This is a genomic window from Aeromonas sp. R4-3 (genome assembly GCF_040908275.1).
Lineage (GTDB): Bacteria > Pseudomonadota > Gammaproteobacteria > Enterobacterales > Aeromonadaceae > Aeromonas > Aeromonas rivipollensis.
In genome coordinates, this window is the sequence record NZ_JBFODK010000044.1 from 20,930 (window position 1) to 44,055 (window position 23,126).

General features: G+C 62.5%; 25 protein-coding genes and 1 riboswitch. Of the genes, 20 read left to right on the forward strand and 5 right to left on the reverse strand.

The window, feature by feature from the left end:
* The first annotated feature begins 77 nt into the window (after window positions 1-77).
* Together AB5Y91_RS13640 and AB5Y91_RS13645 are read left to right on the forward strand one after the other, a co-directional pair.
* Complete coding sequence (locus AB5Y91_RS13640; protein ID WP_202046300.1) at window positions 78-875, forward strand: class II glutamine amidotransferase; 798 nt, start codon at window positions 78-80, stop codon at window positions 873-875.
* Window positions 876-1,172: 297 nt separating this feature from the next.
* Complete coding sequence (locus AB5Y91_RS13645; protein ID WP_106887347.1) at window positions 1,173-1,508, forward strand: Hpt domain-containing protein; 336 nt, start codon at window positions 1,173-1,175, stop codon at window positions 1,506-1,508.
* 14 nt (window positions 1,509-1,522) lie between these two features.
* Here the strand turns inward: AB5Y91_RS13645 and yvcK are convergent, their stop codons facing one another.
* The gene (yvcK, locus tag AB5Y91_RS13650) at window positions 1,523-2,446 is read right to left on the reverse strand and encodes a uridine diphosphate-N-acetylglucosamine-binding protein YvcK (protein WP_163155930.1); all 924 of its coding nucleotides are present in this window, start codon (window positions 2,444-2,446) and stop codon (window positions 1,523-1,525) included.
* 112 nt (window positions 2,447-2,558) lie between these two features.
* On the opposite strand from yvcK, the gene AB5Y91_RS13655 reads away from it, so the two are divergent.
* Together AB5Y91_RS13655 and AB5Y91_RS13660 are read left to right on the forward strand one after the other, a co-directional pair.
* Entirely contained in the window at window positions 2,559-3,743 is a 1,185-nt protein-coding gene (locus tag AB5Y91_RS13655) for an FIST signal transduction protein (RefSeq protein WP_168235449.1), read from the forward strand.
* Between the two features lie 18 nt (window positions 3,744-3,761).
* Window positions 3,762-5,843, forward strand: coding sequence for an ATP-binding protein (locus AB5Y91_RS13660; RefSeq protein WP_368170033.1), 2,082 nt, complete (start codon window positions 3,762-3,764; stop codon window positions 5,841-5,843).
* 255 nt (window positions 5,844-6,098) lie between these two features.
* On the opposite strand, the gene AB5Y91_RS13665 is transcribed toward AB5Y91_RS13660, so the two are convergent.
* The 4 genes from AB5Y91_RS13665 to narQ form a co-directional block, all read right to left on the reverse strand.
* Entirely contained in the window at window positions 6,099-6,674 is a 576-nt protein-coding gene (locus tag AB5Y91_RS13665) for an LON peptidase substrate-binding domain-containing protein (RefSeq protein ID WP_111913686.1), read from the reverse strand.
* 313 nt (window positions 6,675-6,987) lie between these two features.
* The gene (locus tag AB5Y91_RS13670) at window positions 6,988-7,413 is read right to left on the reverse strand and encodes a globin domain-containing protein (RefSeq protein ID WP_262109266.1); all 426 of its coding nucleotides are present in this window, start codon (window positions 7,411-7,413) and stop codon (window positions 6,988-6,990) included.
* Window positions 7,414-7,576: 163 nt separating this feature from the next.
* Window positions 7,577-8,215: a two-component system response regulator NarL gene (narL, locus tag AB5Y91_RS13675; protein ID WP_005325544.1), complete on the reverse strand. Its 639-nt coding sequence runs from the start codon at window positions 8,213-8,215 to the stop codon at window positions 7,577-7,579.
* On the reverse strand, window positions 8,215-9,927 hold the full coding sequence (narQ, locus tag AB5Y91_RS13680; protein WP_106887342.1) for a nitrate/nitrite two-component system sensor histidine kinase NarQ: 1,713 nt from the start codon (window positions 9,925-9,927) through the stop codon (window positions 8,215-8,217). Before narQ ends, narL begins: the two co-directional genes overlap by 1 nt.
* Before the next feature lie 79 nt (window positions 9,928-10,006).
* A riboswitch (molybdenum cofactor riboswitch) is annotated at window positions 10,007-10,146 on the forward strand.
* Here narQ and moaA point away from each other — a divergent pair.
* The 16 genes from moaA to AB5Y91_RS13760 all read left to right on the forward strand — a co-directional run bounded on the left by moaA (window position 10,134) and on the right by AB5Y91_RS13760 (window position 23,101).
* A complete protein-coding gene (gene moaA / locus AB5Y91_RS13685) occupies window positions 10,134-11,129 on the forward strand; it encodes a GTP 3',8-cyclase MoaA (RefSeq protein ID WP_205641409.1) in 996 nt (331 codons plus the stop codon). Its footprint overlaps the riboswitch before it by 13 nt.
* Window positions 11,130-11,379: 250 nt before the next feature.
* On the forward strand, window positions 11,380-11,889 hold the full coding sequence (napF, locus tag AB5Y91_RS13690; protein WP_368170034.1) for a ferredoxin-type protein NapF: 510 nt from the start codon (window positions 11,380-11,382) through the stop codon (window positions 11,887-11,889).
* Window positions 11,890-11,897: 8 nt separating this feature from the next.
* The gene (locus AB5Y91_RS13695; protein WP_256351239.1) at window positions 11,898-12,188 is read left to right on the forward strand and encodes a chaperone NapD; all 291 of its coding nucleotides are present in this window, start codon (window positions 11,898-11,900) and stop codon (window positions 12,186-12,188) included.
* Window positions 12,189-12,313: 125 nt separating this feature from the next.
* Window positions 12,314-14,803, forward strand: a complete 2,490-nt coding sequence (napA, locus tag AB5Y91_RS13700; protein ID WP_368170035.1) for a nitrate reductase catalytic subunit NapA — start codon at window positions 12,314-12,316, stop codon at window positions 14,801-14,803.
* 15 nt (window positions 14,804-14,818) lie between these two features.
* Window positions 14,819-15,553 carry a ferredoxin-type protein NapG gene (gene napG, locus AB5Y91_RS13705; protein WP_368170036.1) on the forward strand — a complete coding sequence of 245 codons (735 nt, stop codon included), beginning with the start codon at window positions 14,819-14,821 and terminating at the stop codon, window positions 15,551-15,553.
* On the forward strand, window positions 15,550-16,425 hold the full coding sequence (gene napH, locus AB5Y91_RS13710; protein WP_368170037.1) for a quinol dehydrogenase ferredoxin subunit NapH: 876 nt from the start codon (window positions 15,550-15,552) through the stop codon (window positions 16,423-16,425). Before napG ends, napH begins: the two co-directional genes overlap by 4 nt.
* A complete protein-coding gene (locus AB5Y91_RS13715; protein WP_106887336.1) occupies window positions 16,425-16,880 on the forward strand; it encodes a nitrate reductase cytochrome c-type subunit in 456 nt (151 codons plus the stop codon). The genes napH and AB5Y91_RS13715 overlap by 1 nt, the downstream gene beginning before the upstream one ends.
* Window positions 16,881-16,892: 12 nt before the next feature.
* A complete protein-coding gene (locus tag AB5Y91_RS13720; protein ID WP_025326410.1) occupies window positions 16,893-17,483 on the forward strand; it encodes a cytochrome c3 family protein in 591 nt (196 codons plus the stop codon).
* Between the two features lie 224 nt (window positions 17,484-17,707).
* Window positions 17,708-18,214 (forward strand): molybdenum cofactor biosynthesis protein B, encoded by a 507-nt coding sequence (gene moaB, locus AB5Y91_RS13725; RefSeq protein ID WP_106887335.1) that lies wholly within the window; start codon window positions 17,708-17,710, stop codon window positions 18,212-18,214.
* 50 nt (window positions 18,215-18,264) lie between these two features.
* Window positions 18,265-18,759, forward strand: a complete 495-nt coding sequence (gene moaC / locus AB5Y91_RS13730) for a cyclic pyranopterin monophosphate synthase MoaC (protein ID WP_106887334.1) — start codon at window positions 18,265-18,267, stop codon at window positions 18,757-18,759.
* Window positions 18,756-19,001, forward strand: a complete 246-nt coding sequence (moaD, locus tag AB5Y91_RS13735; RefSeq protein ID WP_290028802.1) for a molybdopterin synthase sulfur carrier subunit — start codon at window positions 18,756-18,758, stop codon at window positions 18,999-19,001. Before moaC ends, moaD begins: the two co-directional genes overlap by 4 nt.
* A gap of 16 nt (window positions 19,002-19,017) precedes the next feature.
* Window positions 19,018-19,494 carry a molybdopterin synthase catalytic subunit MoaE gene (moaE, locus tag AB5Y91_RS13740; protein WP_368170048.1) on the forward strand — a complete coding sequence of 159 codons (477 nt, stop codon included), beginning with the start codon at window positions 19,018-19,020 and terminating at the stop codon, window positions 19,492-19,494.
* Window positions 19,495-19,579: 85 nt separating this feature from the next.
* On the forward strand, window positions 19,580-20,308 hold the full coding sequence (modA, locus tag AB5Y91_RS13745; RefSeq protein ID WP_368170038.1) for a molybdate ABC transporter substrate-binding protein: 729 nt from the start codon (window positions 19,580-19,582) through the stop codon (window positions 20,306-20,308).
* A 210-nt stretch (window positions 20,309-20,518) separates the two neighbouring features.
* On the forward strand, window positions 20,519-21,199 hold the full coding sequence (gene modB / locus AB5Y91_RS13750; RefSeq protein ID WP_106887331.1) for a molybdate ABC transporter permease subunit: 681 nt from the start codon (window positions 20,519-20,521) through the stop codon (window positions 21,197-21,199).
* Complete coding sequence (modC, locus tag AB5Y91_RS13755; RefSeq protein WP_368170039.1) at window positions 21,196-22,251, forward strand: molybdenum ABC transporter ATP-binding protein; 1,056 nt, start codon at window positions 21,196-21,198, stop codon at window positions 22,249-22,251. The genes modB and modC overlap by 4 nt, the downstream gene beginning before the upstream one ends.
* 70 nt (window positions 22,252-22,321) lie before the next feature.
* Complete coding sequence (locus AB5Y91_RS13760; RefSeq protein ID WP_368170040.1) at window positions 22,322-23,101, forward strand: alpha/beta fold hydrolase; 780 nt, start codon at window positions 22,322-22,324, stop codon at window positions 23,099-23,101.
* The last annotated feature ends 25 nt before the right edge of the window (window positions 23,102-23,126 follow it).

Below are 23,126 nucleotides of genomic sequence, written 5' to 3' on the forward strand. Positions count from 1 at the left end.
ATCCTGGCGCCTCGTATCCAGCTTAAGTTCGCTGATTGACGCAGAGATGATCAATTAATTCAGGGAGTGGACTGGACATGTGCGAACTGCTCGGCATGAGCGCCAATGTGCCGACCGACATCTGCTTCAGCTTTACCGGGCTGATGCTGCGGGGCGGCAAGACGGGCCCCCACAAGGATGGCTGGGGGATCACCTTCTACGAGGGGCGAGGCTTTCGCACCTTCAAGGATCCCGAACCCAGTGCCCAGTCACCCATCGCCAAGCTGGTGCAGGCGCTGCCCATCAAGAGCCGCGCCGTGGTCAGCCATATCCGGCAGGCCAACCGGGGATGCGTGTCGCTGGAGAACACCCACCCCTTCACCCGCGAGCTGTGGGGGCGCTACTGGACCTTTGCCCACAACGGCCAGCTGACCGGTTACAAGGGGTTGCGGACCGGGCGCCACCGTCCTGTGGGGGACACCGACAGCGAGCACGCCTTCTGCTGGCTGCTCGACAGGCTGGAGCAGAAATACCCCAAGCGTCCGGCGAACTTCCCCGCCATGTTCCGCTATCTCGCGACCCTGTGCGACGAGCTGCGTGGACTCGGGGTATTCAACATGCTGCTGTCGGATGGGGAGTTCGTGATGACCTATTGCAGCAACAACCTCTACTGGCTGACCCGTAGGGCCCCCTTTGGCGAGGCCCGTCTGCTGGATGAAGATGTGGCCATCGACTTCCAGAGCGAGACCACCCCGAATGACGTGGTGACCCTGATAGCCACCCGCCCGCTCACCGGCAATGAGAGCTGGGTGAAGATGGCGCCCGGGGAGTTCTGTCTGTTCAGGCTGGGTGAGCTGGAATACGGCAATGCAGCCAGGCTGCTGACCCGCCAATAAAAAAATACCAGGGTAGAATCCTACCCTGGTTCTTCGCAGCAGCCATACAGGCAAAAAGGGATGAGAGAGGTGTTGCTGAGCCGCATCATTCTCATGGCCTGCATTGTTATGTCATTGTTAATTTTGTGACAACATTTATCTCTTTCCTGCTTGGAACTGCGTGTTGATAACTTGAACTGGCTCACATTCTGATGGCGGCACGCCGCTTCAACCGACTCTCGCCGCAGAGCGGGTGACAGCCGGTGTGCGGGTCGGCTATATTGTGGTCTGTTTGAATACCATCATAGGGAAGAGAAGATGGAGTGGCTGGATCAGAAAGTGCTGAGACAACTGGCAGATGACATAGGTCACGACATGATGCCGGTCGTCATCTCGGTGTTTGTCGAGGAGGTGGGCGGGCAACTTGCCCAGCTCAGGCCGCTCTTTGATCAGCGGGACTGGACCGCCCTGGCCCGCCTCGCCCACAGCATGAAGTCCTCTTGTGGCAGTTACGGTGCCGAGCCCAGCTATCGGCAGGTGATGGCGCTGGAGCTCGCCTGTCGCCGGGAGGATGCGGAGGAGGCCGGTCGCCTGCTCGAGCAGCTCGAGCACTCCCTGCCTCAGGTGTTCTCCCATCTGGCCAAGTATCACTAGATCGCACTGGCGGATTAGCCCGCCTTGTCACGCTCTGCGTACCAGCTCAGTATCACCGCATCCAGCGCCTGTCGAAGTTTGAGGCGATCGTGGCGATGGGGCAGGGCTGCCTCACCCAGACTGGCCTGAATCAGGCAATGCTGCAGCTCCGGGGCCCCATGGCCTTCGGGGGCCAGGATGGCATCGATCCGCCCTTGGCCGATCCGCTCTTCCAGCCAGCGATGCTGGTGGGACAGGGTCAGCTTGCCAGCCGGCCCGTTTTCGGCCACCAGATTGCTGATGAAGACGACGATGGCGCCGCTGCTGCGGATCGCTTCTGCGATCTCGCTCAGCAACAGGGGCGGCATGATGGAGGTGAGGAAGCTGCCGGGCCCCAGAATGATCATGTCGGCCTGGCTCAGGGCGTCGATTGCCTCGTGGGTGGCGGGCACGATCGGGTTCAGGCTCAGGGCCCGTGGCGGCGTGGTGAGCTGATCGATGGAGACTTCCCCCAGGATCTGATCGCCACAGACGGTGTGGGCACACAGATCCGTGGGGTGCTCGGACATGGGCAGCAGGCTGGGCGCTATGTGCAACATGTCGCTGATGAGCCGGATGGCATCCAGGGGACGGACACAGAGGTTGTCGAGGGCCAGCAGCATCAGGTTGCCGAGGTTGTGACCCGCCAGCTCGCCGCGACCCGTGAAGCGGTATTCGAACAGCTGGCTGCCGATGCTGGGCTCGGTCACCAGCTGATTGAGGCAGTTGCGCAGATCGCCCCAGGCGATGCACTCCTGGCTCTTGCGCAGGCGTCCGGTGGAGCCGCCATCATCCGTGGTGGTGACTATGCCCGTCAGCCGAGTGCCTAAAAAAGAGAGGGAAGAGAGCACCCGACCCATGCCGTGACCACCGCCGATGGCGACGACCCGGTCGAAGTCATTGATATTTTTCTGCCACATGCAGTCATCCTGTGGGAGGCCAGTGCGCATCAGTTTAGCCCGCCTGGCCAGGTAATTGTTTGATAAAGGTATGATTTTTGCTTGATGCCCCGGCATCACATACCACTAGGAGATGGTGTTGAACTTCCTGACGGCTCACTCTCTTGCCGAGACGACCCCGCTGGCCGCCCAACAGATAGCTGAACGGTTGCTCGCTCAATCACCTCATTCCCCGTCGTTGTTGCTGGTCTATTTTACCCAAGCACACGATGCCGCGGTACTGCGCCGTGCGCTCAAGGCCCGTTTCCCCCATACCCGGCTCATCGGCTGCAGCTCTTGTGGCGGTATCCTGACCCAGGCTGGCCATCATGGCCGGCTGGGCTGGAGTCTGGCAGTGGCGGCCCTCTATGACGACAAGGGGGCCTACGGCGTGGCCGGTCAGGCAGGGGACGAGCTGGATGTGCGCCAGTTGCTGCGCCGTGCCATCGCCGATGGCGGGCGTCCCGGCGAGTTGCCGCAACTCATCCTGCTGCACACCAGCCCTGGGCAGGAGGAGGCGGTGCTGGCGGGCATAGATGCCGAGTTCGGGGCGACGGTTCCCGTCGTCGGCGGGTCGGCGGCGGACGACAGTGTCAGCGGCGAGTGGCAGCTGTGCTGGGATGAGGGGGAGGGTCGCCAGGGCTGCGTGGTGGCTGTGCTCTATCCCGATTGCCAGCTGGCCTTCCAGTTCCACTCCGGCTATGTGCCCACCGAGCGCCATGGCACCATTACCGCGCTGGATGGCCGCGAGGTGCTGACCATAGACAATGAACCGGCAGCCCGGGTCTATGCCCGCTGGACAGAGCGCCAGCTCCCCTGGCCTGTGGGTCCCATTTTGCGGGAGACGACCCTCTCCCCGCTGGCCCGCCAGGTCGGGACCCTGGATGAGATGCCCTACTACAAGCTCTCTCACCCCGAGGCGGTGACGGAGCGGGAAGGGTTGCGCCTCTTTACCGAAACCCGGCTGGGGGAGCGGCTGCAACTCATGTACAGCAGTCAGGAGGGCTTGCTTCAGCGCAGCCTGAATGCGGTGCGCATCGAACCCGAATATGGCATGGCGGGGAACCTGCAGCCCATAGGCGCTCTGGTGGTGTTCTGCGCAGGCTGCCGTCTGGCGCTGGGAGATTCGCTCAGCGATGTCGTCGGCCATTTCAGCCAACGGCTGGGGGAGATCCCCTTTATCACGCCATTCACCTTCGGCGAGCAGGGGCGATTGCCCCACGGTGAGCTGGCGCATGGCAACCTCATGGTATCGAGCGTAATCTTCCTCGAGAGCTGACAAGGTGCTGGACACAAGATGATAGGCAATAGCGAACTCGAAACCCTGGGCGACAAGCTGCAAACCACGCTGGTGGAGCTGATGCGTTGCCGGGAGCGCGAGGCCAGATACCGCCAGGAGTCACAGGCCCTGCTGTGCGGGGTGGCGACGCTGGCACAGGCCAAGAGCCTGGAGCAGGTGCTGGACAGCCTCATTCTGGCGCTCAAGCCCTTCATCGGCTTCGAACAGGCTGATGTGGTCGCCTGGGAGAGCACGCGCGGCACCACCCATCTGAGCACCCAACCCGGGGAGGTCGGCCGCACCTGGCCGCTGACGCCGCTCTTCTCCCGCGCCATCGCAGGTGAAACCCTGGTCATCTATGATCCGGCCCAGTTGCCCGAGCTGGCCTCCCTGGCGGGGGCGGCGGGCTGGGCCAGCGTCATGATGACGGGCTTGCAGGCGCCGGGCTTCTCCGGGGTGCTCATCTGCCGGCACAGTGCCGCGGGCACCTTCGATCTCCAGAGTAAGGCGGCGATGCAGCGTTGTCGCCCGCTCATCTCCCAGGCGCTGGTCAACATTGCCTATAGAGCCCGCCTGCAGGAGCAGGTCGACCTCAAGACCCTCGCCTTGCAGGCCAGCGAGCAACGCTTTCGCAGCTTTGCCGCCATGGCGTCCGACTGGTTCTGGGAGACGGATCCCGAGCACAGGCTGAGCTATGTCTCTGCCCCCGGCTATCAGGGGGAGGCGCTTGTCCGCCAGGCGGGGCGCAGCCTCTATGACTTTGCCCACGATAAAGAGGATCCCGCCTGGTGCAGGTATCAGCACCAGATAGCTCGCCATCTGCCGGTGCGGGCGATGCGCGCCCAGGTGACGCTGGCGAGCGGCCCCTGCTGGATGGAGATCAATGCCGAGCCCTGTCATGACGCCAGCGGTGCCTTCATCGGTTATAGGGGCACGGCGCGGGAGATTGGCAGCCAGATCCGCCGCGAGCAGGAGCTGGCGCGGGCGCGGGATGAGGCCGAGAGTGCCAACCGCGCCAAGTCCCAGTTCCTGGCCATGATGACCCACGAGATCCGCTCCCCCATGAATGCGGTGCTGGGGATGCTGGATCTGCTGCAACATGGCCGGCTCGAGACCCCGCAACAGACCCTGCTCGGCCACGCCACTCACTCTGCCCATCTGCTGCAGACCATCATCGACGATGTGCTCGACTTCTCGAAGATTGAATCCCATACCCTGGCCTTGCACTGCGAACCCTTTCAACCCGCCGAGCTGTGCCGGGCCCTGGTGGAGCCGCTGCAGGCGCAGGCCAGCGCCAAGGGCATAGCGCTGCATTGGCAGCTGGATGAGGAGGTGCCGTCCCACCTGCAGGGGGACGCGGTCCGCCTGTCCCAGGTGATCGGCAACCTGCTCGGCAATGCGGTGAAATTTACCGCCGCTGGTAGCGTGCGACTCGCGCTGGCGTGGCAGGATGAACGGCTGAGGGTGTCGGTCAGCGACACCGGGATTGGCATATCCCCCGAGGATCAGGCGCTGCTGTTCGAGCCGTTCTATCAGGTCGACAGCTCGGCCACCCGTCGCTTCTCCGGCTCCGGGCTTGGGCTGGCCATCTGCCGGCGGCTGGTGCAGCTCATGGGGGGTGACATCCGCCTGCAGAGCGCCCCTGGGCAGGGCAGCTGCTTCTGGTTCGAGTTGCCCGGGATGGCCTCACCTTGCGTCGCGTCGACCAACCCCGCCATCGAGGGGGTCTCCATGCTGGATCTGGATGTGCTGGTGGTGGAGGACAGCCCGGTCAATCAGCTGGTGGTGTCACTCATGCTGCAAAAGCTGGTGTGCCGGGTGAGGCTGGCAAGCAATGGCCTGGAGGCGCTGGCACAGGTCGGCGAGCGGCGACCGGATCTCATCCTGATGGATATGCGGATGCCGCAGATGGATGGGCTGGAGGCCACCCGTCGTCTGCGAGCCATGGGATGCGAGGTTCCCATAGTGGCGCTGACGGCCAATGCCATGACGGAGGACAGGGCCCGTTGCCTGGCCCAGGGGATGAACGATTTTTTGGCCAAGCCCATCAGCCTGGCCCGGCTGCGCAGCTGTTTGCTGCGCCATTGCCGGCTCCCCTAGCCCGATTTTGGGTAAAAAAAATGGTCAACCTGGTGGTTGACCAATTCTTCAGCAAATACTGAAGAGAGCACGGGATAAATCGGGTTGTACGGTCTTATATGAAAAAGTCGTGCCAACTTTTCATGACCTGTTATTGCGGCTTGCAGCCGTGTTATCTGTTTTATATGGTGGCTGCTGGTTGCAAAATGCAAATATCTTGTTTCATTGTAAGAATTGTCAGTCGTTATTTTCGCATTTTGCAAACCACTTCTTGACTCACTGTGCGATCAGTCGGCGCAGGAACTGGCGCGCCGCTTCACTGTTTTGTTTGGCAATCAACATCTGTTTCTCATAGATCGGCATGGGCAGGATCTCGAGCCAGCGCTGGCAGAGCCAGGCCGCGTCGTCGAACTGCTTGTCCGGGTAGAGCTCATCCAGTTCCGGATATTGTTCAAATACCTCCTGCAATCTGCTGACCAGCTGCTTGTCGCTGAAGTCCGAGTGCGCGCTCGGCCAGTTGGGCAGGGTTTCCACCTGAGCGTGACGCAATCCGGATCCATCCGTTTCCATTTCATGGATGCAGAAACGTTCCAGACCGAGCACTGTGACCCCGAGCAGGCCATCGTTGAGGGTATAGAAATCAGTCACTTTGACACGAGTGCCGACCGGCAGTATGCGTCCGCAGGTGCCCGTGCTGGTGGTCTCTTCCATGACGATGCCAAAGCCCCGATCATCGACGAAGGACTCCTTGAGCATCTGCAGGTGGCGAGGCTCGAACAGGCGCAAGGGGAGTTTCCCGCCCGGCAATATGTGTGAGGGCAAGGGGAACAGTGCCAGGTGTTGAAGTTTCATGTTCCATCCTCCGATAAGTTGCATCTGGATATGACAATGCAGTGACTGTGCCAGAGATCGGGGAAAATGGAGGAACGGCAGGAAAATGAGGCCGATAATTTAAATATCCATTAGTAATCAAACAATTATAATTTTACTCAATGGCAGGGACGGGACAACTCAGGAAGGGATTCAGGTGGCCTTGTAGGGGCTCGTACATGCCCCATCTGCAGAATGGGGCAGAGTTCGCATATTGCAAATGATCCCCCTGCAAAATGCGTATCTGCCGTCCATCTTAAGCGGCAGGATCTCTCGGGCGTGATGGCAGAGGCGGCTAGGCGACGGATTCGGTGGGCTGACTGAGCCCTTCCAGCATCAGGGCGGCTATCTCGTCGTACATCTGTGACCAGGCATCAGAGAGCGCTGGTGTGAAATGCTCCCCCAACCGACGTGCCAGCACCAGGGTCAATGCCTGTTTCAACAGGGCGAACTGGTGTGACTGCACCTTGAACTTTTGATGCCGCCTGCCGAGATCCCGGATGATGAAGCGCAAGGCATCCAGTTGCTCCAGGCTGGTGATCACCGTATTCAGGGTATCCGACACCTTGGCGACCGGCATTCCCGCAGGATCGGGAAAGAGGTTGATCAATTCCGGCGAGAGTCGGAACAGCTCCGCATATACCTCCTGGACATAGGTGTTGTTCAGTGCGGTGACCTTGCCCCAGGCCCTTTGTACCAGCTCGATCTGTTCGGATGTCATGTCGTGCGCCCTCCATGTGCTGTCTCCTGAAGATAATAATTCATTTGCTCAATAAGATGCGGGGGACGGTGGCGTTTTGTGAGGCGGGGGAGGGAGGCAGCCAGCAAAAGGCCCCGGGATGGCGGGGCCTTGGCTGGCATGAGATGGGGCGCGTAACGGGAGCTTAGTTGCGCTGCTCCAGGTACATGACGGCGGCTTCTACCCGACTCTGGGCCTCGAGCTTTTTCAGCAGGCTCTTGACGTGTACCTTGACGGTACCTTCCGAGATGTGGAGCACTGAGGCGACCTGCTTGTTGGAGAGACCCTTGGCAATCTCGCGCATGATCTGCATCTCGCGGCGGGTCAGGCTTTCCAGCTTCTGCTGCAGGTGATCCAGCTCGTAGATGTTCTCGAGGTAGGGGCGCAGCGGCTCGCTCAGGATCTGCTTGCCGGTCATGACATCGGCCAGCTGGCCCAGCAGCATGTCGGGCTCGGTGTCCTTGAGCAGGTAGCCATCGGCGCCGGCCTTGAGCAGGGCAACCACGTCCTGGCGGGCATCGGAGACGGTCAGGATCACGACCCGGGAGGTGACCTCTTCGGCGCGCAGGGCCTTGAGGGTATCGAGGCCGGACAAGCCCTTCATGTTGAGATCGAGCAGGATGAGGTCCGGCTCCGACTCCTTGGCCATGGCCACGGCGTCAGTGCCGTTAGAAGCCTCGCCTATCACTTCGATGTTATCTTCCAGCTCCAGCAGTTGCACAATGCCTTTGCGCATCAGGGGATGGTCATCTACGACCAGAACACTATATTTCATCTCGTCCATCAGGCGTCTCTTGTTAGGCTGGTGGGAAAGGTCAGGTGTACACGGGTGCCCCCGGAGGGTGGTTCACTGATGGTCAACTGACCGTGCAACTTGCTGGCACGCTCGTTCATGATGCTGAGACCGTAGTGATTCACCGCCGAGCTTGCGCCCCCTATTCCGACACCATCATCTGCAATCTGAACCTGGATGTTACCATCAGCCAGGGTCTCACAGCTAACGTCAATGCGCTGGGCGCAGGCATGTTTGATGGCATTGAGCACTGCCTCACGGATCAACTGCAGGATGTGAATGTGTTGCCCCGCCTCGAGATCCGTATCGGTCAGTCCGTACTGGAGCCTGATCTCGGCCCGGGTCTGGGGCTTGAGCTGCTCCAGCATGACGCCTATGGCTTCGCCGAGGTTGGCATCGCCAATGCTGAGGCGGAAGGTGCCGAGCAACTCGCGCAACTGGGTATAGGCATTGCTGAGCCCCTCGTCGATCTGCTGCATGGCGGCCTCTGCCTTGCCATTATCCCCCTTGGCGACGGAGCGCTTGAGCAGGGTGGACTGGATCTTGAGGTAGGAGAGCGCCTGCGCCAGCGAGTCGTGCAGCTCGCGGGCGATGACGGCCCGCTCCTCCATCAAGAGCAGGCGCTGGTGTTGCAGCAGGGTCTGATCCTTGTGCAGCACCTGGGCCAGCAACATGGAGAAGTTCTTCATCAGCCGCTCGTCTATGGGGTGTTCGCTTATCATGTCGAGCCGGCCGTACTCCTCATCATCCATCTGCAGATAGAAGCTCACCACGGCCTCCAGATCGCCTGGCCAGCCCTTGCGCCCGGTGATGTAGACCGGCATGGCATTGTGCTCGAAGCGGGTCAGCCGGATATGGTCTATGTGCTGATGGGCGGCGGCCCGCTCCAGCAATTTCTGCAGGGTACGCCGGCTCAGCGGCGCCGCGTGCAGCTTCTGGGCGGTGGAATAGAGGAAGGAGAGGGTGTCGTTGGCCTGCTGCAGCTTGGCGGTTTTCTCTTCCACCTTGCTCTCCAGCTCCCGATAGAGCTTGCCGAGCTCGTCCGCCATGGTGGCGAAGGCGCCGGACAGTTCCCCCAACTCGTTTTCGCAGTGGGGGGGCAGGGTCAGATCGAACTCCTGGCGCTGGATCTGGCGGGCGCAATGGACCAGCTGATTGAGGGGGGCCACCACCTGCTGGCGGGTGAAACGCACCGTGAACCAGGCGATGGTGATGATGGAGAGCAAGCCCAGTCCCTCCGCCAGGGCCAGCATGCGCACCTTGAACTCCACGTGATACTGCATCTGGTTGACGAAGTCATCGATGGCGGCCACGAACTGTTCCGTGTTGTCGGTATAGCGGCTGGGGGTGGCGTTCTCGATGTGTTCGCGCATCATCTGCCATTGCAGCAGCACCTCGCCATAGGTGCGGCGCAGGGAGGCGGGGGTGATCCAGCGCTGGGTCTCCTGCAACTCGGAGGCGTGCAGTGTCTGCTCGAACTGGTCGAGTCGGCCGAGGACGGCCTGATCCTTTTCGATTTCGTAGGCCATGCGATAGGCCTGCATCCGCAATGATCCCGACAGGTTGATCGCCTTGGCATCGGGTACCGAGTAGAAGAGGGTGACCATGGCCACCACGGCGATCAGGCTGGCCATGAACAGGATCAGCACCATGGAGCGGCCGATGGCGCTGCTGACCGAGTGTACTTTGAACCACTTTCCCATGCCGATTGGCTTCCTTCAGATCAGACAAAGACCCCACAAAGTAGCATGGGAGTGTACTCCAACTTGTGCTAGCATCGAAAAACTAGATGAACTCCGAGCGTTTTTGCCTAAGTCATTGAGATAGGGGGAAAACGCCGTCAGCCGTCGTTCGAGCTGAAAGGGTCAGGAAAGAAATGCCCTGGCCTCCCGTATTTGGAAAGGTGTTTATGTTGCCACTTGAAGATGGTTTTTCCCGTCGCTTTTACTATTTGCGCCTGTCGATTACCGACGTGTGCAATTTCCGTTGTACCTACTGTTTGCCGGACGGTTATCGCCCCCCGGATGGCAACAAGGAGGGGCGCAAGTCGTTTCTCTCCCTGGAGGAGATCCGCCGCATCGTCTCGGGCTTCGCCGCCATGGGCACCCGCAAGGTGCGCCTGACCGGGGGGGAACCCTCCCTGCGCCGTGACTTCACCGCCATCATAGAGACGGTGGCCAATACCCCCGGCATCGAGAAGGTGGCCATGACCACCAATGGCTATCGCTTGAAGGAGCGGGCCCAGGAGTGGTTCGATGCCGGACTCAATGCCCTCAATGTCAGTGTCGACAGCCTGGATCCACGCCAGTTTCACCAGATCACCGGCGAAAACAAGCTGGCGGAGGTGATGGAGGGGATAGAGGCGGCACTGGCCGCCGGCTTCAAGTCGGTGAAGATCAATGCGGTGTTGCTCAAGGGGCTCAACGACCAGCAACTGGATCAGTTTCTGGCCTGGATCAGGCACAAGCCCATAGAGCTGCGCTTCATCGAGCTGATGCAGACCGGGGAGATGGACAGCCTGTTTCGCGATCACCACACCAGCGGCGAGCTCATCAAGGAGCAACTGCTTGGCAATGGCTGGATCCAGCAATTGCGCGCGGTGGACGACGGCCCGGCCCAGGTGTTCATGCATCCCGAATCACAGGGGGGAGTGGGGCTCATCATGCCCTACAGCAAGGACTTCTGCGCCGGTTGCAATCGGCTGCGGGTCTCCTCCGTGGGCAAGTTGCACCTCTGTCTGTTCGGTGACAACGGGGTGGAGTTGCGGGATCTGCTCGGTGACGACAGCCAGCAGGAGGCCCTGCAACAGCGGATCCGTCAGGCGCTCACCGGCAAGGCCGCCACCCATCGTCTGCACGAGGGCAATGCCGGCATGACCCCCCATCTCGCCTCCATCGGCGGCTGAGAGCTCGCCGTCAGAGCAAAATAGCCATCGATTAATAAGCAATCCTCACATAGGGGTAATTTACCTTGCCCCTCTGCTGCCTTATTGCGCCAAGGGTTTGATCCAGCGCAATAATCCCCCCTGTTTATCTCCCTGGTGGTATATCGCTGGACTTGTGAGAGTCGCAATATACACCCACGCTTATAATTGGTATTGAAAATGCCAGTCACTGCTTCCGCGCTCGAATTCTGTCCTGTGAAGAGGAATTGATATGCCTGATGGGGTCAATCTGTCACGCCGCAGCCTGTTTCGAGGACGACTGAGTGCGCCCAGACCCGAGGTACAGCTGCCCTGGTCTGTCTCCTGGACCGACTTCGTGGCCGATTGCACCCGGTGTGGCGACTGCCTGACGGCTTGCCCGGAGCAGATCCTGATCAAGGGGGACGGCGGCTTCCCGACGGTGGATTTCCAGCGTGGCGAGTGCACCTTCTGCGGCGAGTGCGTCAGCGCCTGCCAGGCACCGGTGTTCAGGCCGACGACGCAGACGCCCTGGGACTATGTGGCTCACATCGAAGCCGGATGCCTGGCCAGTGCCCAGGTCTTCTGCCAGCGCTGTCAGGACAGCTGCGAGCAGCAGGCCATCCGTTTTTCTCCTCAGCTGGGGCGAGTACCTACCCCCAGTATCCATACCGAGTCGTGCAATGGCTGTGGTGCCTGCGTGGCGGATTGTCCGGTCGGCAGTATCAGGGTGGGCGCCCCCCATCAGGGGGCGTCCACATGAAGCAAGGGATGAGCAAGTTGGAAAACAACCATATGACCCGAGAAGAGTTCCATGTATCCAGCCTGGTGGTACTGACCCAGCCCCCCTTGCGCCACCGTCTCGCAGAGCAGATTGCGGCTCTGGACGGGGCCGAGATCCATGCCGTCAGCGACGAAGGCAAGCTGGTGGTGACCCTGGAAGGGCCCAGCCAGCGCCCCATCATGGCGGCCATCGATGCGATCAATGCCATGCCGGGCGTGCTCTCTGCCGCCCTGATCTACCACCAGTTTGATGAAGTCGAAGCCGAGGGCAAGGAATAGCGCCATGAGGCTGGGCCGCGCGGTTCGCGATGCCCGAAGAAAGCAATAAAGCGCCATGACGCTGAGCCAGCGCGGCTCGTGACAATGGCTGTCATTGATGTGATTAAGCAATGCGAGGATATGTCATGAAGCTGAGTCGACGCGACTTTATGAAGGCCAATGCGGTGGCGGCAGCCGCTGCCGTGGCCGGAGTCAGTGCCCCCACCCTGGCGGCGAACCTTATTACCAGCACCGACAAGACGGCCATCACCTGGGACAAGGCGCCCTGCCGCTTCTGCGGCACCGGCTGCTCAGTGCTGGTGGGCTCCCAGGCCGGCCGTGTCGTGGCGACCCAGGGGGATCCCGATGCGCCGGTCAACCGTGGCCTCAACTGCATCAAGGGCTACTTCCTCTCCAAGATCATGTACGGCGAGGATCGCCTGACCCAGCCCATGCTGCGCATGACCAATGGCAAGTTCGACAAGAATGGCGACTTCGCCCCCATCAGCTGGGATCAGGCGTTCGACATCATGGCCGAGAAGTTCAAGGCCACCCTCAAGGAGAAGGGCCCGACCGCGGTCGGCATGTTCGGCTCCGGCCAGTGGACGGTGTGGGAAGGCTACGCCGCCGCCAAGCTGATGAAGGCGGGCCTGCGTACCAACAACCTGGATCCCAACGCCCGTCACTGCATGGCCTCCGCCGTGGTCGGTTTCATGCGCACCTTCGGCATGGATGAGCCCATGGGCTGCTACGACGACATCGAGCAGGCCGACGCCTTCGTGCTCTGGGGCTCCAACATGGCCGAGATGCACCCCATCCTCTGGTCGCGGATGTCCGATCGCCGCCTCTCCAATCCGGATGTGCAGGTGCACGTGCTCTCCACCTTCGAGCACCGCAGCTTCGAGCTGGCGGACAACGGCATGGTGTTCACGCCCCAGACCGACTTGGCGATCCTCAACTACGTCGCCAACTACATCATCCAGAACGACAAGGTGAACTGGGACTTCGTCAACAAGCACACCCAGTTCCGCAAGGGGGTCACCGACATCGGCTACGGCCTGCGTCCGACCAATCCGCTGCAGCAGAAGGCCAAGAACCCGGACAGCGGTGACTCAACCCCCATGAGCTTCGAGGACTTCGCGAAATTCGTGGCGGATTACGACGTCGACTCTGTGTCCAAGCTCTCCGGCGTCTCCAAGGACAAGCTGGAAAAACTGGCCCAGCTTTATGCCGATCCGGACAAGAAGGTGGTCTCCTACTGGACCATGGGCTTCAACCAGCACACCCGTGGCGTCTGGGCCAACAACCTCTGCTACAACATCCACCTGCTGACCGGCAAGATCTCCACCCCGGGCAGCGGTCCCTTCTCCCTGACCGGCCAGCCCTCTGCCTGCGGCACGGCGCGGGAAGTGGGAACCTTCGCCCACCGCCTGCCTGCCGACATGGTGGTCACCGATCCCAAGCACCGCGCCATCGCCGAGAAGATCTGGAAGCTGCCGGAAGGCACCATTCCCGAGCAGGTGGGTTATCACGCCGTGCTGCAAAACCGCATGCTCAAAGACGGCAAGCTCAACGCCTACTGGGTGATGTGCAACAACAACATGCAGGCCGGCCCCAACATGAACGAGGAGGGGCTGCCCGGTTATCGCAACCCGGCCAACTTCATCGTGGTGTCCGACCCTTACCCGACCGTCACGGCGCAAGCGGCTGACCTTATCCTGCCCACCGCCATGTGGGTGGAAAAAGAGGGGGCCTATGGCAACGCCGAGCGCCGCACCCAGTTCTGGCACCAGCAGGTCAAGGCGCCGGAAGGGGCCAAGTCCGACTTGTGGCAGCTGATGGAGTTCGCCAAGCGCTTCACCGTGGAAGAGGTGTGGCCGGCGGAGCTTATTGCCAAGATGCCGGAAGTGAAGGGCAAGACACTGTTCGAGGTGCTCTATGCCAACGGTCAGGTCAACCAGTTCCCGAAAGAGCAGAGCAAGGGGGCGTTGAACGACGAGGCCGACCACTTCGGCTTCTACGTGCAGAAGGGGCTGTTCGAGGAGTACGCCTCCTTCGGTCGCGGCCACGGTCACGATCTGGCCCCCTTCGATCAGTACCATGAGGCGCGCGGCCTGCGCTGGCCGGTGGTGGACGGCAAGGAGACCCTGTGGCGCTATCGTGAAGGGTTCGACCCCTATGTGAAGGCGGGGGAGGGGGTGCGTTTCTACGGCAAACCCGATGGCAAGGCGGTGATCTTCGCGCTGCCTTACGAGGCGGCCGCCGAGGCACCGGACCAGGAGTACGACATGTGGCTCTCCACCGGCCGCGTGCTGGAGCACTGGCACACTGGCACCATGACCCGTCGGGTGCCCGAGCTCTATCGCGCCTTCCCGGATGCGGTGCTCTTCATGCACCCGGAAGATGCCAAGGCCCGTGGTGTGCGTCGTGGCGAAGAGGTGATAGTCGCCTCCCGCCGTGGCGAGGTGAAGACCCGCGTCGAGACCCGCGGCCGCAACCGTCCGCCCAAAGGCCTGGTGTTCATGCCCTTCTTCGATGCCAGCCAGCTGGTCAACAAGCTGACCCTGGACGCCACGGATCCGCTCTCCAAGGAGACGGATTACAAGAAGTGCGCCGTCAAGGTCATGAAGGCGTAAGGCGGGGCCGGGGGGATGAGTCGCAGCCGTCGCCAGTTCCTGGCAGACCTTGCCAAGGGGGCCTGCTCCGTGGGCCTGCTTGGGGCAGGGCTCGGCACCGTGGCCCGCCAGCAGGCGCAGGCGGTGCCCGCCCAGGCACTGCGGCCGCCTGCGGCACTGGGGGAGCCTGACTTCCTCGGTGCCTGCGTGCGCTGCGGGCTCTGCGTCGACGCCTGCCCTTATGACACCCTCAAGCTCGCCCGGCTGCTGGATCCCGTGACCACGGGCACCCCCTATTTCGAGGCGCGCGCCGTCCCTTGCGAGATGTGTGACGACATCCCCTGCGTGGTGGCCTGCCCGAGCGGTGCGCTGGATCAGGGGATGACCGACATCGATCAGGCGCGCATGGGGGTGGCGGTGCTCATCGATCACGAGACCTGCCTCAACTATCTGGGGCTGCGCTGCGATGTCTGTTATCGGGTCTGCCCCCTGATAGACAAGGCGATCACCCTAGAGCTGCAACGCAATCCGCGCACCGGCAAGCACGCCATGTTTCTGCCCACGGTACACAGCGACATCTGTACTGGCTGCGGCAAGTGCGAGCACGCCTGCGTGCTGGAGACGGCGGCCATCAAGGTGGTGCCCCATGGGCTCGCCAAGGGTGAGCTCGGTCATCACTACCGGCTCGGCTGGGAAGAGAAGGCCAGGGCGGGCAAGTCCCTCATCGGTGAGCGACTCACCCTGCCGACCCGCAAACCGGAGGGGCTATGAGTCGTTATCCGGGGGCCGAGGCCAGCGCCAGGCTCGGCTGGTGGCGCGCCCACCGCTTCCTGCTGCTGCGCCGCCTCAGCCAGTTTGGCGTGCTGGGGCTCTTCCTGCTGGGACCGCTGGCGGGGGTCTGGATCCTCAAGGGCAACCTCTCCAGCTCTTTATTGCTGGAGACGGTGCCGCTGAGCGATCCCTTGACCCTGCTGCAGTCGGTGGCGGCGGGCCATTGGCCCATCACCACCCTCTGGCTCGGGGCGGCAATAGTGCTGCTGGGGTACTGGCTGGTCGGGGGGCGGGTGTTCTGCTCCTGGGTCTGCCCGGTCAACCTCATTACGGACGCCGCCGCCTGGGTCAGGGCCCGGCTTGGGCTCAAGGGCAACGGCCAGTTCAACCGCAACACCCGCTACTGGCTGCTGGCCATGGTGCTGGTGGCGCCCACCATCACGGGCGTGCTGGTGTGGGAGCTGGTCAATCCGGTCTCTTTGGCCATGCGCGGCCTGCTGTTTGGCATGGGGGCGGGCTGGGGTCTGCTGGTGGCCCTGTTCCTGTTCGACCTCTTGGTGGTGGAGCGGGGCTGGTGTGGTCATCTCTGTCCGGTGGGGGCCTTCTATGCCCTGGTCAACCGGGTCGGGTTTATCAAGATTTCTGCCAGGGGGCGTGAGCGGTGCAGCAACTGCATGGATTGTTATGCGGTCTGCCCGGAGCGTCCCATCCTGCGCGGCCCGGTTCACGGGGCCAGGCGCGGTCACGGGCCCTTGATTGTGGCTCAGGAGTGTACCAACTGCGGCCGTTGCATCGATGTCTGCGCGGAGCAAGTTTTCGAAATCACTACAGGTTTTGCCGTCAAGGCAGAGAAAACGTCGGAGAACAAATAATGAAAAAGCTGATTGGAGCAATGCTGGCCTGCCTGATGGCGGGCTCCTTGATGGCAGCCACCCCCGAGATCACCAACAGCACGGGGGGGATCAAGTCGGAGCGGGGGAGTACGGATCTGGTCACGGAGGCAGATGCGGCCCCCATGAAGAACTATCGCAAGGATGGGGATCTCTATGATCGCCAGTACATGCATCAGCCGCCGCTGATCCCCCACGATACCCGCAACTACGAGGTGGACAACAAGGTCAACAAGTGCCTGGCCTGCCACAGCTTCAAGAACGCCAGCAAGATGAAGGCACCCAAGATCAGCCCGACGCACTTCGAGACCCGCGACGGCATGACCCTTGGCGAGGTGTCCCCCCGTCGCTACTTCTGCCTGCAGTGCCACGTGCCACAAGCGGATGCCAAGCCGCTGGTGGAAAATACGTTTAAACCAGTTGAAGCGCTGAACTGAGGAGCCAACTAGATGAAATTACCCGGCTTTATCCAGCGTCTGTGGACCACTTTCAAGTCCCCGTCGAAGGCGGCCCTCTGGGTGCTGCTGCTGATGGGCTTCTTCGGCGGCGTCATCTTCTGGGGCGGTTTCAACACCGCCATGGAAGCCTCCAACACCGAGAAGTTCTGTACCGGCTGCCACGAGATGAAGGACAACGTCTTCGTGGAGTACCGCGACACCATCCACTACGCGAACCGCTCCGGAGTGCGCGCCAGCTGCCCGGACTGCCACGTGCCCCACGAATGGACCTACAAGATCATTCGCAAGGTGCAGGCCTCCAAGGAGCTGTGGGGCATGCTGACCGGCAAGGTGGATACCCGCGAGAAGTTTGAATCCCACCGCCGGGAGATGGCGGAGCGGGAGTGGCAGCGGATGAAGGACACGGATTCGCGCGAGTGCCGCAACTGCCACAACTTCGAGTACATGGACTTCTCCCTGCAAGGGCGGCGGGCGGCCCAGATGCACTCCACCAACCTGGCAAGCGGTCAGAATACCTGCATCGATTGTCACAAGGGCATCGCGCATCAGTTGCCTGACATGAAGGGCGTGGAAGGGTTCTAAGGGGCCGGGCCATCGGAGCGCATAGCGCCGCTTCGATGGCCTTTGATTTTTATGGGCCTTTTAACCCCCTCAGCCAGACATCTTTTGATAGAATCCCTCCCCGGCAACGCGGCGCCCCTGTCGGCACGCATTTACCGACCGGCATGGCCGGGTGACGCGTCCCCCTCTTCTCCTCTCGTGGTCAATGAATGATTGACAGGATTTGTCCTATGGCATCCAGAAACATGGCACCCAAAAACAGCGAATTCATCCCTCTCAAGATCGCCGTGCTGACGGTCTCCGACAGCCGCACCGCCGCCGACGACAGCTCGGGGGATTATCTGGTATCGGCGTTGACCCAGGCGGGTCATCAGCTCGCGGATCGAGCTCTGTGCGCCGACAACCTGTTCAGGATCCGGGCCCAGGTGAGCCAGTGGATCGTCGACGAGGCGGTGCAGGTGGTACTGATCAACGGCGGCACCGGCTTCAATGAACAGAACCGGGTGCCGGAGGCTGTGGGGGTGCTGTTCGAGCGCACCGTACAGGGCTTTGGCGAGATGTTCCGCCAGCTCTCCTTCGCCGAAATCAAGGGCTCGGCCATGCAGAGCCGCGCCCTGGCGGGGCTCGCCAATCGCACCCTGATCTGCTGCCTGCCGGGCTCCACCGGCGCTTGCCAGCTCGGCTGGGAGCAGCTCATCCGGGATCAGCTGGACGCCCGCACCAGGCCGTGCAACTTCGTGTCCCATCTGTGATCTCGGGAGTTTTCCCGGATCATCCATCTTATTTTTCGATAGGGGAATAGATGAACCTGACCCATCTCAACCAGAGCGGCGAAGCCCACATGGTAGATGTGACCGACAAGCAGGTCACAGAACGTGAAGCCCGCGCCGAGGCCTTCGTGACCATGGCCCCCGCGACCCTGGCCCTGATCCTCGGCGGTCAGCACCACAAGGGGGACGTGTTCGCTACCGCCCGCATCGCCGGCATCATGGCAGCCAAGAAGACAGCTGATCTCATTCCCCTCTGTCACCCCCTGGCGCTGACCCGGGTGGAGGTAGAGATCGAGGCCCAGCCCGAGCACAATAGGGTCCATATCCGCACCCTCTGCAAGCTCTCGGGCAAGACAGGGGTGGAGATGGAGGCGCTCACCGCTGCGTCCGTAGCGGCGCTGACCATCTACGACATGTGCAAGGCGGTGCAGAAGGACATGGTGATAGAGCAGCTGCGGTTAGTGGAGAAGAAGGGCGGCAAGTCCGGCCACTTCCAGCTGGGCTCCCAGGCAGGAGAGAAGGCATGATCAAGGTACTGTTTTTTGCGCAAGTGCGTGAGCTGGTGGGCTGCGACGAGCTCAGCTTGCCCTGTGACTATGCCAGTGCCGACGCCCTTCGCGCGGCCTTGTGCGAGCGCGGCGATAAGTGGGCCCTGGCGCTGGAGTCGGGCAAGCTGCTGGTGGCGGTCAACCAGACTCTGGTGCCGCTCGAGACGCCGCTTAATGATGGCGATGAAGTCGCCTTCTTCCCCCCCGTGACCGGAGGCTGAGCCCATGTCCCACGAGATGCCCACTGACTCGACCGATCGCATCCTGGTGCAGCGGGCCGACTTCTCCCTGGGAGAGGAGTATGAGCGCCTCGCCGCCCGCCATGACAGCGGCGCCATTGTCACCTTCGTCGGCAAGGTGCGTGACTTCAATCAGGGGGAGGAGGTCAAGGGGCTCTCCCTCGAGCACTACCCCGGCATGACCGAGAAGGCGCTGACGGACATAGTCACAGAGGCCCGTGGCCGCTGGCCGCTGCAGGAGTGCACCCTCATTCACCGTATCGGCGATCTGCTGCTCGGGGATCAAATCGTGCTGGTGGCGGTGAGCAGCGCCCACAGGGACGCTGCGTTCGAGGCCTGCCACTTCATCATGGATTTCTTGAAGACCCGGGCACCCTTCTGGAAAAAAGAGCTGACCGCCGAGGGCGTTCAACGCTGGGTCGAGGCGAAGCAGAGCGATGACGCCGCCGCCGCCCGCTGGCGGCAAGCGCCCTAGCCGACCCGGCTCGATGACAGGCGAGTGCCCGCGGGCGCTTGCCACCACTAGCTTCGGGTTCGCCGGAGCCTCAAGGAGACAGGGAATGAAGAAACAGTTGTCCGTGGTGTTGCTCGGTCTGTTCGCCGGCGCCTTGCACAGCGGGGCCGCTCGGGCCGATGAAGTCAGGGTCGCCGTGGCCGCCAACTTCAAGGGCACCATAGAGCGCATCGGCAAGGAGTTCACTGCCAAGACCGGCCATAGCGTCGTTATCAGCTCGGCGGCCACCGGCGTGCTCTACACCCAGATAAGCCACGGCGCCCCCTTCGATCTCTTCCTCTCCGCCGACGTGGCTACCCCTCAAAAACTGGAGGCGGAGGGCAAGGGGAGCGGTCGCTTCACCTACGCCATCGGCCAGCTCGGCCTGTGGAAGAAGGGGGGGCCTGCCCCAGATGAGGCAAGCCTGCGCAGCTGGAAGGGCAACCTCGCCATCGCCAACCCGAAAACCGCGCCCTATGGCACCGCCGCCATGGCAACCCTGGCCCACCTCAAGATAGATCCCAAGCAGTATCGCCTGCTGACCGGCACCAACATCAGCCAGACCTGGCAGTTTGTGGACACGGGCAACGCCGAGCTGGGTTTCGTCGCCTGGGCCAACCTGGTTGAGGCGGGCAAGACAGGCGAAGCCTGGGCGGTGCCGGCCAGCTTCTACCCGCCCATAGAGCAGCAGGGGCTGGTATTGAAGAAAGGGGAGGCGGTCGAGGCGCTGGTGGCCTGGCTCAAGGGCCCGGGCCAGGGGCAGATCAAGGCTGCGGGCTATGCCTTGCCGCAATGATGGCATGAATGCCAATCTCCCATGACCACTGGCCGGCCTCAGGGTAGGCCACGCTTTGCAATGAGGATGCATAACATGTTGCAGCTCGAACCAGGGAGGGATATGCCCCATGAGTGAAGGGGATCTGCTGGCGGCGTTTAGCTCGACCCTGAAGCTACGTCCTCGCCCCCATGGCTTCGCATTTCTCATTCAAACCCGAGAGGTGCCGCTATGAGTGAAGGGGATCTGCTGGCCGTCTGGCTCACCCTGAAGCTGGCGGCCAGCACCACCGTCATACTGCTGCTGCTGTCGCCGCCGCTTGCCTGGTGGCTCTCCCGCAGCCAGCACCGGCTGCGGCCGCTGGTGGAGGCCCTGGTGGCGCTGCCCCTGGTGTTGCCGCCGACCGTGCTCGGTTTCTATTTGCTGCTCGCCTTCTCGCCGGAGTATGGCCTCGGCGCCTGGTGGCGGGAGACCTTCGGGACAACCCTGGCCTTCAGCTTCCTCGGCCTGCTGTTTGCCTCCATCCTCTATTCGCTCCCCTTCGTGGTGCAGCCTCTTACCTCCGCCTTCGTCAACATGGGCAACAAGGAGCTCGAGGCCGCCGCCACCTTGGGGCTGGGGCCCCTTGAGCGCTTCTTTCAGATCATCTTGCCGATGACGCTGCCTAGCTTCGTGATGGCGGCGGCGCTGGGCTTTGCCCATACCCTGGGGGAGTTTGGCGTGGTGCTGATGATAGGGGGCAATATCCCGGGGGAGACCCAGGTGCTCTCCATCGCCCTCTTTGATCACGTGGAAGCCATGGATTATCAACATGCCCACTACTTGGCAGGCGGCCTGATGGGCTTCTCCCTGGTGATGCTGGTGCTGGTCTATGGGGTCTTGCAGCGCCGGCAGCGGAGGTTGTTCGGATGAGCCTGCACCTCAAGGCCAGCCGTGCGTTTGGCTCCTTCACACTGGCATGCGATCTGGCGCTGCCCCTCGGCGGCATTCTCGGCCTCTTTGGCCCCTCCGGCTGTGGCAAGAGCACCTTGCTGCGCATCATCGCCGGGCTGGACCGCGCCCCCTCGGACGTCCTGCACTGGCAGGGGCGGGATCTGGCGGCCCTGCTGCCGGAGGCGCGCCGCATCGGGCTGGTGTTCCAGGACTCCCGCCTCTTCCCCCATCTGAGCGTGCTTGGCAACCTGCAGCTGGCGGCGGGCAAGGGGCGAGGGCGCTGGCAGCCCGAGGCGCTGGCGCTGCGGCTCGGCTTTGCCGATCTGCTGGGGCAGCCCGCCCACGCCCTCTCCGGCGGCCAGCGCCAGCGGGTGGCCCTGGGGCGGGCCCTGCTGGCGGAGCCCGATCTGCTGCTGCTCGATGAGCCCTTCTCGGCGCTCGACAGCCGCAGCCGCATCCATCAGGCCCATGTGCTCAAGGGGTTGCAGCGCGAAAGCGGCATCCCCATGATCTTCGTGAGCCACGCCATGGAGGAGGTGAGCCTGCTGTGCGATCAGCTGGTGCTGCTGGCTGACGGCAGGCTGGAGGCGCAAGGCAGGCCGAGCGAGATCTTCGCCCGCACCGACCTCTCCTTGGCCAGTCGTGACGATGTGGGCGTCATGCTGACGGCGACCCTGGCCCACTACGACGACGATGAACAGATGGCGACCCTGCAACTCGGGGATCAGACCCTGATGGTCACCATGGAGCATGCCCCCGACGAGACAGGGGAGTTGCAGATCAAGGTGGCGGGGCGGGATCTGGTGATCGCCACCGCCCCCATCACACACTCCAGCCTCTCCAACTGCCTCGCGACCCGACTGCTCGAGGTGAGGGAGGTGAGGCCGGGGCAAACCCTGTTGCAGTTGGCGCTGGGGCAGCAGATACTGCTGGCCCGGATCACCAGCCGCTCCGCGAAACGGCTGGCGCTGGTGCCTGGGCAGCGCCTCTACGCCTACATCAAGGCGGTGAGCCTGGTGGGAGAGGGCTGAGGGGCGTGTCGCCACAGCATGGGCAGCAAGGCCGTCGGTGGCCGCTATCGAGTCGAGAGGGAGAGCACGGGTGCGTCGCAACCAGGTAATGAAATCCCATGGATTGGCCTTGCGCAGCGCGGGGGAGGGCCCCTTGTTGCTGTTGCTGCACGGCCTTGGCTCCTCCAGCCTCGACTGGCAGGCCCAGATCGAGCACTTCTCCCAGCACTACCGGGTGGTGGCGCTGGACCTGCGCGGCCACGGCCAGAGCATGCAGGAGGGCCCCTTCGATGTGCCCACCCTGGCGGCGGACGTGGCCCGCTGGCTCGAGGAGCAGCCGGAGCCCGCCTGGGTGGTGGGACTCTCGCTCGGGGCCATGGTGGCGCTGGAGCTGGCGCTGCGACTGCCCCACAAGGTGCGGGGGCTGGTGCTGGTCAACGGTTTCAGCGAGTTTCTACTGGAGACGCCAAAAGAGCAGGAGCGCCATGCCATGCGCCTCAAGTGGCTGCGCTGGTTCGGCATGCGGCCGCTGGCCTGGTGGCTGGGGCGCGAGCTCTTCCCCGGTCCCGAGCTCGCCCAAGTGCGCCACACCTTCCGGCTGCGCTTCGTGCGCAGCAACAAGAAAAAGACTTATCGTGCGCTGCTGGAGGCGCTGCCCGGCTGGTCGGTGCGCGCCCGGCTCGGTAGCCTTTGGCAGCCGGTGGCCATCATCTCCACCAGCCACGACTACCTGCCGCTCGCCAAACGGGTGGAGCAGTTCGCCTCCCTGCCCAACGCCAGCATCCATACCCCGGAGGGCCATCACGCCTGGCCCGCGGAAGATCCCGCCGGGTTCAATCATTTGTTGCAACGGATCCTGGCGACTCACTGAGCCTGCATGGGCACAACAAAGCCGA